This window comes from Ancylobacter sp. GW821-FHT10E12, assembly GCF_058809335.1.
In genome coordinates this window covers 51,186-61,121 of the sequence record NZ_JBXASN010000021.1, presented here as the reverse complement: position 1 = coordinate 61,121, position 9,936 = coordinate 51,186, and the positions used below count along the sequence as shown (strand labels likewise).

Below are 9,936 nucleotides of genomic sequence, written 5' to 3'. Positions count from 1 at the left end.
TGCTGATCGGGAATTACTCGGCTCTCAGGCCGCCCGGTAGCGGTCGGCCGGGCTGTCCAGCGACAGCTCGGGCATCATTGCCAGCCGCACTTCTTCCAGCGCCTCCCATTTTCCGAGGTCGCGGAGCGACGGGATGGTGATCACCTCGCCGATATCGAGCCCCACCAGCGCCGCGGCGACGAGGTCGTCGGCCGACATGACCATGTTTGCCGGGAGCTGGGAGGCATCAAGCCCGGCGCGGTCGAAGAACTCGGTGCGCGTCAAGCCGGGCAGCACCGCCTGCACCTTCACCGGCCCGTCCTTGAGTTCGTTGTGCAGCGAGCGGGTCAGCGCCAGCACATAGGCCTTGGTTGCCGAATAGGCGCCGGGAAACGCATCCGGCATGAAGGCGACCACCGAGGCGATGTTGACCAGCGTGCCCTTGCCACGCCGGCTGAAGGCGGTCACCGCCGCCAGCGACAGCCGGGTCAGCGCCGCCACATTGAGCTGGACCATCGCCATGGTGGGCGCGGGATCGACGCCGACCACGCCGCGCTCGGTGCCCATGCCGGCATTGTTGACCAGCAGGGTGATCGCCACGTCGTCCGCGATCCGGGTTGCGACCCGCTCGACATCGGCGGTCTGGCCGAGATCGGCCGGCAGCACCTCGACCTGACGTCCGGTGGCGGCGGTCAGGCTCTGCGCCAGCGCGTCGAGCCGTCCGGCATCGCGGGCGACGAGCAGCAGGTCGTAGCCGCGCCGGGCCAGCTGTTCGGCATAGGTCTTGCCGATGCCGGAGGAGGCTCCGGTGACGAGCGCGGTGCCGAGTTCGGAAGCAGTGGACATGATGGAACCTCGTAAATATCGGCGGTTCGCCGCCGTCGTCGGGCATTTACAGTATGATCATCATGAATAATTGACAAGCCGGCCATGGCTCGCGACGTGCGGGTCTGCAATGCGAAAAGGCCGACGATCCGGCGCGTCATGCGGTGCGTATAAACGTCACCCGGCTCCTCGCGACGCAACGGCCCACGACGCAACGGCTCATGACACATCCGCCCAAATCGCCGGTCCTTCTCTGGTTCCGCGACGATCTTCGCCTCGCCGACAATCCCGCCCTGGCCGCCGCAATGGCGGAGAAGCGGCCGCTGATCGCGCTTTACGTGCTGGACGACGAGACGCCGGACATAAGGCGCATCGGCGGCGCGGCGCGCTGGTGGCTCGGGCGCTCGCTCGCGGCACTCGCCGACGACATCGAGGCGCTGGGCGGCCGGCTGCTGCTGCGAAGCGGGCCGGCGAACCGGGTGGCGCGCAGCCTCGTCGACGAGGCGGGCGTGGCATCGGTTCACTGGAACCGGCGCTATCAGGCTGGCGCCATCGCGCAGGACCGGGAGCTGAAGGCGGAACTGTCGGAGGCCGGCATCTCGGTGGCGAGCCATTCCGGCACGCTGCTGCACGAGCCCTGGACGGTGCGCACCAGGACGAATGGCCCCTATCGCGTGTTCACGCCGTTCTATCGCGCCGCCGCATCGCTCGGCACTCGCCCGCCGGTCCCGACGCCGAGAGCATGGCCCGCCGCACCCGCCCTTCCCGGCGATCGCGCTGAGGACTGGAACCTGGAACCCGACGGGCCGGATTGGGCCGGCGGCCTGCGCGATGCCTGGCGGCCGGGCGAAGCCGGTGCGCGCACGGCGCTCGGCACTTTCCTCGCCCACGGCATTCACGGATATGCCGACAAGCGCGACCGGCCGGATGGCGAGCACACGTCCCGCCTGTCGCCCTTCCTGCGCTTCGGCAATATCTCGCCGGTTCAGGTTCTGGCCGCGGCCGAGCACGCGGCGGCGGCTGGTGAGGCGAACGGGCGAGATGTCGAGAAGCTCCGCAGCGAGCTTTATTGGCGGGAATTCTCCTATCACCTGCTGTTCCACCACCCGGAACTGGCGACGCGGAACGTCAATCCGCGCTTCGATGCCTTTCCCTGGAAGAGCGACGACGCTTTCGAGCGCGCCTGGCGGCGCGGCCTCACCGGTTATCCCATCGTCGATGCCGGCATGCGCCAGCTCTGGCAGACGGGATGGATGCACAACCGGGTGCGGATGATCGTCGCCTCCTTCCTCACCAAGCACGGGCTCGTCGACTGGCAGCGGGGCGAGGCATGGTTCTGGGACACGCTGGTCGATGCCGACCCGGCCAACAATGCCGCGAGCTGGCAATGGGTCGCCGGCTCCGGCGCCGATGCGGCGCCCTACTTCCGTATCTTCAACCCGCTGCTGCAGGGCGAGAAATTCGATCCCGAAGGCGCCTATGTGCGCCGCTTCGTGCCCGAGCTGGCCAAGCTGCCCAGCGCCGATATTCACCGGCCGTGGCTGGCCAAGCCGGAGGTGCTGCGGCGCGCCGGCGTCGCACTTGGCCGCAGCTATCCGCATCCCATCGTCGAGCACGCCTCCGCCCGGCGGCGCGCGCTCGAGGCCTATGGCCACTCAGCTGGGGATTGATGGATGCCGAATGACCACGGGAACGGTTGCCGAGCCGGTTCTGCGCTACTACCTTCATGGCCCCATTGAACCGACACATGAAATCAGCACCATGGATATTCGGAACGGTCTCGTCGAGGCGATCGGCAACACGCCGCTCATAAAACTGAAGCGCGCCTCGGAAGCGACCGGCTGCACCATTCTCGGCAAGGCGGAATTTCTCAATCCCGGCCAGTCGGTGAAGGACCGCGCAGCGCTGTTCATCATTCAGGATGCGGTCGCCAGGGGTCAGCTCAAGCCCGGCGGCGTCGTCGTCGAAGGCACGGCCGGCAATACCGGCATCGGCCTTGCCCTGGTCGGCAATGCGCTCGGCTTCCGCTCGGTGATCGTCATTCCCGAGACGCAGAGCGAGGAAAAGAAGGACATGCTGCGGCTTGCCGGCGCCACGCTGGTCGAGGTGCCGGCCGTGCCCTATTCGAATCCCAACAACTACGTGAAGGTCTCCGGTCGCCTTGCCGAGGCACTGGCAAAGACCGAGCCGAACGGCGCCGTCTGGGCCAACCAGTTCGACAATATCGCCAACCGGCAGGCGCATATCGAAACCACCGGCCCGGAAATCTGGACACAGACCGACGGCACGGTCGACGGCTTCGTCAGCGCGGTGGGCACCGGCGGCACGCTGGCGGGCGTCGCCATCGCGCTGAAGGAACGCAATGCAAATGTCAGGATCGCGCTGGCCGACCCGTTCGGCGCCGCGCTCTACAGCTACTACACCACCGGCGAGCTGAAATCCGAGGGCTCCTCCATCACCGAGGGCATCGGCCAGGGCCGCATCACCGCCAATCTGGAAGACGCGCCGATCGACGTCGCCTATCGCATCCCCGACAGCGAGGCGGTGCAGATCGTGTTCGACCTGCTGGAGTTCGAGGGCCTGTGCCTGGGCGGCTCCTCCGGCATCAACATCGCCGGCGCCATCCGCCTCGCCAGGGAACTGGGGCCCGGCCATACCATCGCGACCATCCTGTGCGATTTCGGCACCCGCTACCAGTCCAAGCTCTTCAACCCCGATTTCCTGCGCGAGAAGGGCCTGCCGGTTCCCGGCTGGCTGGAACGCAAGATCGACGTGCCGAGCGTGATGGTCTGATGGCAACCCAGCTGTTGTTCCGCGACGACGCCTATCTCGCGCAGACGCCGGCCACGGTCGTCGCCGTGACGCCCGAAGGCGGGATCGTGCTCGACCGCACGGTGTTCTACGCCACCGCCGGCGGCCAGCCGGGCGATGCCGGTTGGCTGGTCGCCGCCGACGGCAGCGAGATCGTCCTCGCCGGCGCCGTCTATTCCGCCGACAAGACGGATGTCGTGCACCTGCCCGCCGCCGGTGCGGCGCTGCCGGCGATGGGCGACAGCGTCATCGCGCGGCTCGACTGGGCACCGCGTCATCGACGGATGCGCATGCACACCGCGCTGCATCTGCTTTCCGTCGCCCTGCCCTACCCGGTGACCGGCGGGTCGATCGGCGACCGGGAGAGCCGGCTCGATTTCGACATTCCCGACGGCGGCCTCGACAAGGACGCCATCACGGAGCAACTCGCCACGATGGTGGCGACCGACGCGGCGGTGACCGACCGCTGGATTCCCGACGAGGAGCTCCTCGCCAATCCCGGTCTGGTCAAGACCATGTCGGTAAAGCCGCCGATCGGCAGCGGCCGGGTGCGGCTGGTCGAGATCGAGGGCATCGACCTCCAGCCCTGCGGCGGCACCCATGTGCGCCGCCTCGGTGAAATCGGTGCGGTCGCCGTTGCCAGGATCGAGAAGAAGGGCCAGCAGAATCGCCGCGTCCGGCTTGCCTTCGCCTGACGCGGCCGCACAGCCCATCGTGCCAGGAGCACATTCATGACCACCTCGCCGAACAGCCGCTTCGTTTCCGCGCACTGGCTTGCCGAGCGCCTTGGCGCGCCGGACATCGCCATCGTCGACGCCTCCTGGCACATGCCGGCGAGCGGGCGTTCCGGGCGGGACGAATATCGCGCGGCGCATATTCCCGGCGCGGTATTCTTCGACATCGACGCCGTCGCCGACCAGGCGAGCGGCCTGCCGCATATGCTGCCCTCGGAAGCGCAGTTCAGCACCGCCATGGGTGCGCTCGGCATCCGCGACGACATGACCGTCGTCGTCTATGACAGCCTCGGCCTGTTCTCGGCGGCGCGCGCCTGGTGGACCTTCACGGTGTTCGGCGCGAAGAACGTCGTCGTGCTCGAAGGCGGCCTGCCGCAATGGCGCGCCGAAGGGCACGCGCTGGAAAGCGGCGACGTCGCGCGCGCGCCGGCACATTTCACCGCCCGGCTCGACCGCAGCCTCGTCGCCACCATGGACGAAGTGGCGGAGGTGAGCGCAACCGGCAGCGCGCAGATCCTCGACGCGCGCTCGGGCGAACGCTTCCGTGGCGAGGCGCCGGAGCCGCGTCCCGGCGTGCGGGCCGGGCATATTCCCGGCGCGCATAACCTGCCGTTCAGCGATGTGGTGGCGAATGGCCAGTTGCGCGACCCGGACGAACTGCGCGCCGCCGTTGCAGCATCCGGCATCGACCCGGCCAGGCCGGTGATCACCAGTTGCGGTTCCGGCGTCACCGCCGCCATCCTGTGGATGGCGCTGGACAGCCTCGGTACGCCGCCCGTCGCGCTCTATGACGGCTCATGGTCGGAATGGGGGGCATCCGACCGGCTGATCGCCATCGGCCCGGCCTGAACCGGGAACCGGGCGCGGCTCACAGGCCGGCCGGGAAGAATACCCGCGGGGCAGGCAGATGCACCCGGCGCGGGCCGCCGCCTTCTCCCACGCACATCGAAACGGCCGCCCCGTGGGGCGGCCGTTCGCATTCCAGTGTCGCGGCATTCTCAGTGCAGGATCTGGCTGAGGAACAGCTTGGTGCGCTCATGCTGCGGGTTGGAGAAGAACGCGTTCGGCTCGTTCATCTCGATGATCTGCCCGGCATCCATGAAAATCACCCGGTTGGCCACCTGCCGGGCGAAACCCATCTCATGGGTCACGCACAGCATGGTCATGCCTTCCTCGGCGAGGCTGACCATGGTCTCCAGCACTTCCTTGACCATTTCCGGGTCGAGCGCCGAGGTCGGCTCGTCGAACAGCATGATCTTCGGCTTCATGCACAAGGCGCGGGCGATGGCGACGCGCTGTTGCTGGCCGCCGGAGAGCTGGCCGGGATATTTGCTGGCCTGCTCCGGGATCTTCACCTTCCTCAGGAAGTGCATCGCCAGTTCCTCGGCTTCCTTCTTGGGCGTCTTGCGGACCCAGATCGGCGCCAGCGTGCAGTTTTCCAGAATGGTGAGATGCGGGAACAGGTTGAAGTGCTGGAAGCACATGCCGACCTCGCGGCGGATTTCGTCGATCCGCTTCAGGTCGTTGGTGAGTTCCACGTTGTCGACCACGATCGAGCCCTGCTGGTGTTCCTCCAGCCGGTTGATGCAGCGGATCATGGTCGACTTGCCGGAGCCGGACGGGCCGCAGATGACGATGCGCTCGCCGCGATGCACCCGCAGGTTGATGTCCTTCAGCACATGGAACTCGCCATACCATTTATGGACGCCGGCCAGTTCCACCGCGACCTCACGGCTCGGCGGGGTGTGGACGGCGGGAAGTTCGTCGCTCGAAACGATCGAGTGGGCTTCGGTCATGACAGTCTCCGTCGCTCAGTGCCTGTGTGAAGTATTAAGCCGACGCTCCACGAACAGCGAGTAGCGCGACATGCCGAAACAGAAGAAGAAATAAACGATGCCGGCAAAGGCGAAGCCGGTATAGAGCGTGACCGGCGTCGCCCAGTTGGGATCGGTGAACGAGGCGCGCAGCTGGCCGAGAAAGTCGAAGATCGACACGATCAGCACCAGCGTCGTGTCCTTGAACAGGCTGATGAAGCTGTTCACGATGCTGGGGATGACCAGGGTCAGCGCCTGCGGCAGGATGATCAGCCGCATCATCTGGCTCCAGGTCAGGCCCATTGCCATGGCGCCCTCGTACTGGCCCTTGGGGATCGCCTGCAGGCCGCCGCGCACCACCTCGGCGATATAGGCCGCGGTGAACAGCGCCACGCCGACCAGCGCGCGCAGCAGCCCATCGGGATTGGCGCCGGAGGGAAGGAACAGCGGCAGCATGTAGGTGGCGAAGAACAGCACGGTGATCAGCGGCACGCCGCGCCAGAACTCGATGAAGATCACCGACAGCAGCCGCACGATCGGCATCTTCGACCGTCGCCCGAGCGCCAGCATGATGCCGAGCGGCATCGAGGCGACGATGCCCGTCACCGCGATGACCAGCGTGACCAGGAGGCCACCCCATTGCCGGGTCTCGACCCGCTCGAGACCGACATTGACGTCCCACAGGAAGGTGATGGCCCCGAGCCCGGCAAAGACATAGGCGGTCATCTTCGCCGCGCCGCGCCCGCTGCCGCTGGCGAGCTTGCCGATCGCCCATGCCGCCGCGACGAACAGCGCGGCGGTGATGAGGAAATCGAACCAGAAGCCGAGGCGCAGGCCGAGCACGGTGGCGTCGCCGGCGACATTCCGCATGAAGCCGAAATGCCCGAGCAGGAAATTCGACGCCTCGATATTGCCGCCGGTGAGCAGGATGAAGGCGAGGACGGGATAGGCGACGAAGAACAGGAAGGAGTTCAGCCGCTTCATCGGCCAGGACAGCACCAGCAGCGGCACCAGCAGGGCCGCGCCGAGGAAGAACACGAGGTCGACGCGCCAGCGCTGGTCGATCGGATAGAAGCCGTAGATGAGCTGGGCGAACTTCGCCTTGATGAAGGGCCAGCAGGCACCGACCTGGGCGCCGAGGCAGGCGTCGCGGTTGTCGCCGGTCCAGACCGCGTCGATGAACAGGAAGCGCACCAGCGGCGGCACGACCAGCAGCAACAGGCCGATGCCGATCAGTGTCAGAATGGTATTGAGGGCACTGGAGAACAGGTTCGCGCGCATCCAGCCGACGATGCCGACATTGAGGCTCGGCGGCGGCAGCGGCGTCTGCATAGTGTCGCGAACGAAGGCGGATGGGTCGGTGGTCGCGTTCATGGCTTTCCCCTCACCGCTCGATCAGTGCGACGCGCTTGTTGTAGGCGTTCATGATCACCGAGGTGATGATCGACAGCACCAGATAGACGCCCATGGTCATGGCGATGATTTCGATCGCCTGCCCGGTCTGGTTGAGCGTGGTGCCCGCGAACACCGCGACGAGATCGGGGTAGCCGATCGCCACCGCGAGAGACGAGTTCTTGGTGAGGTTCAGATACTGGCTGGTCAGCGGCGGAATGATCACCCGCATGGCCTGCGGGATGACCACCAGCCGCAAGGTGTAGCCGGAGCGCAGCCCGAGCGAATTGGCCGCCTCGGTCTGGCCACGGCTCACCGAAGTGATGCCGGAGCGCACGTTTTCGGCGATGAAGGCGGCGGTATAGGTCGCAAGACCCACCGTCAGCGCGACGAATTCGGGAATGACCCGCACGCCGCCGACGAAGTTGAAGCCCCTGAGCTCGGGCCTCTCGAAGGTGATGGGGAAGCCGGTAAGCGTCATGGCGACGAGCGGCAGGCCGATGATCAGCCCCAGGCCGATCCACAGCATCGGGAACGGACGGCCGGTGTCCTCCTGCCGCTGGCGGCCCCAGGCGCCGATGACCACCGTTGCCAGGATGGCGAAGCCGAACGCCCACAGCACGTAGCCGGTGCCGTCGCCGAATAGCGGGCGCGGAACGATGATGCCGCGGTTGGAGACGAAGGCCTCGCCGAAGATCGAGATGCTCTGGCGCGGGTTGGGCATGGCGCTGAGCACGGCGAGATACCAGAACAGGATCTGGAACAGCGGCGGCAGGTTGCGCAGCAACTCGACATAGCAGCTGGACAGCAGGCGGATGACGAAGTTCTTCGACAGTCGGCCGATGCCGACCAGGAAGCCGACGATGGTGGCGAAGATGATGCCGACCACCGCCACCAGCAGGGTGTTGAGGATGCCGACCAGGAAGGCGCGGCCATAGGTCGAGGTCTCGGTATAGTGGATCAGGGTCTGGTTGATGCCGAAGCCGGCGGTATTCTCCATAAATCCGAAGCCGGTGGCGATCTTCTGCGCCGCCAGGTTCTCGCGGGCATTGTCGATGAACATCCAGCCCAGAAAGACCACCAGGGCCAATGCCACCACCTGAAGGACGATGCTTCGTACCTTCGGATCATTCATGAACGACGTACTGCCGCGCTTTAGAGCCGGCTCAACCCGATCCGCCATAAATCCCCTCGCCTCGCAGAGGCCCCATTCATCGATACGGCGCGGGCCCGATCTCATGCCGGGTATCGTCCCTCGCCGCCCGGCACGAGACGTCCCCCGGTCCTGCGACCGGGGGACGCTGTCGCGATCAGCGGATCGGTGGGGCGTATTGCAGGCCGCCCTTCGACCACAGCGCGTTGGTGCCGCGCGCCAGCTTCAGCGGGGTGTCGGGGCCGACATTGCGGTCATACATCTCGCCGTAATTGCCGACCTGCTTGACGATCTGGAACGCCCAGTCGTTGCCGATGCCCATGCCTTCGCCGAACTTGCCCTCGGTGCCGACGATGCGCTTGATCTCGGGATTGGTCGACTTCAGCATCTCGTCGACATTCTTCGAGGTGATGCCGAGCTCTTCCGCGTTGACCTGGGCGTACAGCACCCACTTCACGATATCGAACCACTGGTCGTCGCCATGGCTGACCACCGGGCCGAGCGGTTCCTTGGAGATGATTTCCGGCAGGACGACATGGTCGTCCGGGTTCGTCAGCTTGAGGCGCTCGGCGGCGAGGCCGGAACGGTCGGTGGTGTAGACGTCGCAGCGCCCGGCGTCATAGGCCTTGATGGTCTCGTCGGCGGTCGCGAAGGCGATGACCTCATAGGTCATGTTGTTGGCGCGGAAATAGTCCGCGACGTTCTGCTCGGTCGTGGTGCCGGTCTGGGTGCAGACCGAGGCGCCGGACAGCTCGAGCGCCGAGTTGACCTTCTTGTCCTTGCGGATCAGGAAGCCCTGGCCGTCGTAATAGGTCACGCCGGTGAAGTTGAGCCCCAGCGAGGTATCGCGGGTGATCGTCCAGGTGGTGTTGCGCGACAGGATGTCGATGTCGCCCGACTGCAGGGCGGTGAAGCGGTCCTTGGCCGACAGCGGCGTGAACTTCACCTTCTTCGCGTCGCCAAACACCGCCGCGGCCACGGCCCGGCAGAAGTCGACGTCGATGCCGGTCCAGTTGCCCTTGTCGTCCGGGTTGGAGAAACCTGGCAGGCCCTGGCTGACGCCGCACTGGATAAAGCCCTTGGCCTTCACCTGATCGAGCTTCGCAGCCTGGGCTCCGACGGCGGCGAGGCCGAAGGCGCCGGCAAGGGCGAAAGTGGAGAGGAGGCGTTTCATATTTGCAGCCTTGTTCATCGGTTTGATCGGGCAACCATCTGCAACCGCAGATGA

General features: G+C 66.3%; 9 protein-coding genes. 4 read left to right on the top strand and 5 right to left on the bottom strand.

The features are described 5' to 3' along the window. Positions 1-24: 24 nt before the first annotated feature. The gene (locus tag AC1RU4_RS23125; RefSeq protein ID WP_492893651.1) at positions 25-825 is read right to left on the bottom strand and encodes an SDR family NAD(P)-dependent oxidoreductase; all 801 of its coding nucleotides are present in this window, start codon (positions 823-825) and stop codon (positions 25-27) included. Positions 826-1,025: 200 nt separating this feature from the next. Here AC1RU4_RS23125 and AC1RU4_RS23120 point away from each other — a divergent pair, with 200 nt between their 5' ends. From AC1RU4_RS23120 to sseA, 4 genes are all read left to right on the top strand, one after another. Next, positions 1,026-2,474 (top strand): cryptochrome/photolyase family protein, encoded by a 1,449-nt coding sequence (locus tag AC1RU4_RS23120; protein ID WP_492893649.1) that lies wholly within the window; start codon positions 1,026-1,028, stop codon positions 2,472-2,474. 91 nt (positions 2,475-2,565) lie between these two features. Beyond that, entirely contained in the window at positions 2,566-3,597 is a 1,032-nt protein-coding gene (locus AC1RU4_RS23115) for a cysteine synthase A (protein WP_492893647.1), read from the top strand. Beyond that, the gene (locus AC1RU4_RS23110) at positions 3,597-4,310 is read left to right on the top strand and encodes an alanyl-tRNA editing protein (RefSeq protein ID WP_492893645.1); all 714 of its coding nucleotides are present in this window, start codon (positions 3,597-3,599) and stop codon (positions 4,308-4,310) included. The genes AC1RU4_RS23115 and AC1RU4_RS23110 overlap by 1 nt, the downstream gene beginning before the upstream one ends. Positions 4,311-4,346: 36 nt before the next feature. After that, complete coding sequence (gene sseA / locus AC1RU4_RS23105; protein ID WP_492893643.1) at positions 4,347-5,198, top strand: 3-mercaptopyruvate sulfurtransferase; 852 nt, start codon at positions 4,347-4,349, stop codon at positions 5,196-5,198. A 149-nt stretch (positions 5,199-5,347) separates the two neighbouring features. On the opposite strand, the gene AC1RU4_RS23100 is transcribed toward sseA, so the two are convergent. From AC1RU4_RS23100 to AC1RU4_RS23085, 4 genes are all read right to left on the bottom strand, one after another. Continuing rightward, a complete protein-coding gene (locus AC1RU4_RS23100) occupies positions 5,348-6,145 on the bottom strand; it encodes an amino acid ABC transporter ATP-binding protein (RefSeq protein WP_492893641.1) in 798 nt (265 codons plus the stop codon). A gap of 15 nt (positions 6,146-6,160) precedes the next feature. Next, entirely contained in the window at positions 6,161-7,537 is a 1,377-nt protein-coding gene (locus AC1RU4_RS23095; RefSeq protein ID WP_492893639.1) for an amino acid ABC transporter permease, read from the bottom strand. A 10-nt stretch (positions 7,538-7,547) separates the two neighbouring features. After that, the gene (locus AC1RU4_RS23090) at positions 7,548-8,690 is read right to left on the bottom strand and encodes an amino acid ABC transporter permease (protein ID WP_492893637.1); all 1,143 of its coding nucleotides are present in this window, start codon (positions 8,688-8,690) and stop codon (positions 7,548-7,550) included. A 175-nt stretch (positions 8,691-8,865) separates the two neighbouring features. Continuing rightward, the gene (locus AC1RU4_RS23085; RefSeq protein ID WP_492893635.1) at positions 8,866-9,882 is read right to left on the bottom strand and encodes an amino acid ABC transporter substrate-binding protein; all 1,017 of its coding nucleotides are present in this window, start codon (positions 9,880-9,882) and stop codon (positions 8,866-8,868) included. Between the last annotated feature and the right edge of the window lie 54 nt (positions 9,883-9,936).

Excerpts from the sequence above, each read along its gene's own strand:
- AC1RU4_RS23125 (WP_492893651.1), bottom strand. The coding sequence starts at position 825 with ATGTCCACTGCTTCCGAACTCGGCACCGCGCTCGTCACCGGAGCCTCC.
- AC1RU4_RS23120 (WP_492893649.1), top strand. The coding sequence starts at position 1,026 with ATGACACATCCGCCCAAATCGCCGGTCCTTCTCTGGTTCCGCGACGAT.
- AC1RU4_RS23115 (WP_492893647.1), top strand. The coding sequence starts at position 2,566 with ATGGATATTCGGAACGGTCTCGTCGAGGCGATCGGCAACACGCCGCTC.
- AC1RU4_RS23110 (WP_492893645.1), top strand. The coding sequence starts at position 3,597 with ATGGCAACCCAGCTGTTGTTCCGCGACGACGCCTATCTCGCGCAGACG.
- sseA (WP_492893643.1), top strand. The coding sequence starts at position 4,347 with ATGACCACCTCGCCGAACAGCCGCTTCGTTTCCGCGCACTGGCTTGCC.
- AC1RU4_RS23100 (WP_492893641.1), bottom strand. The coding sequence starts at position 6,145 with ATGACCGAAGCCCACTCGATCGTTTCGAGCGACGAACTTCCCGCCGTC.
- AC1RU4_RS23095 (WP_492893639.1), bottom strand. The coding sequence starts at position 7,537 with ATGAACGCGACCACCGACCCATCCGCCTTCGTTCGCGACACTATGCAG.
- AC1RU4_RS23090 (WP_492893637.1), bottom strand. The coding sequence starts at position 8,690 with ATGAATGATCCGAAGGTACGAAGCATCGTCCTTCAGGTGGTGGCATTG.
- AC1RU4_RS23085 (WP_492893635.1), bottom strand. The coding sequence starts at position 9,882 with ATGAAACGCCTCCTCTCCACTTTCGCCCTTGCCGGCGCCTTCGGCCTC.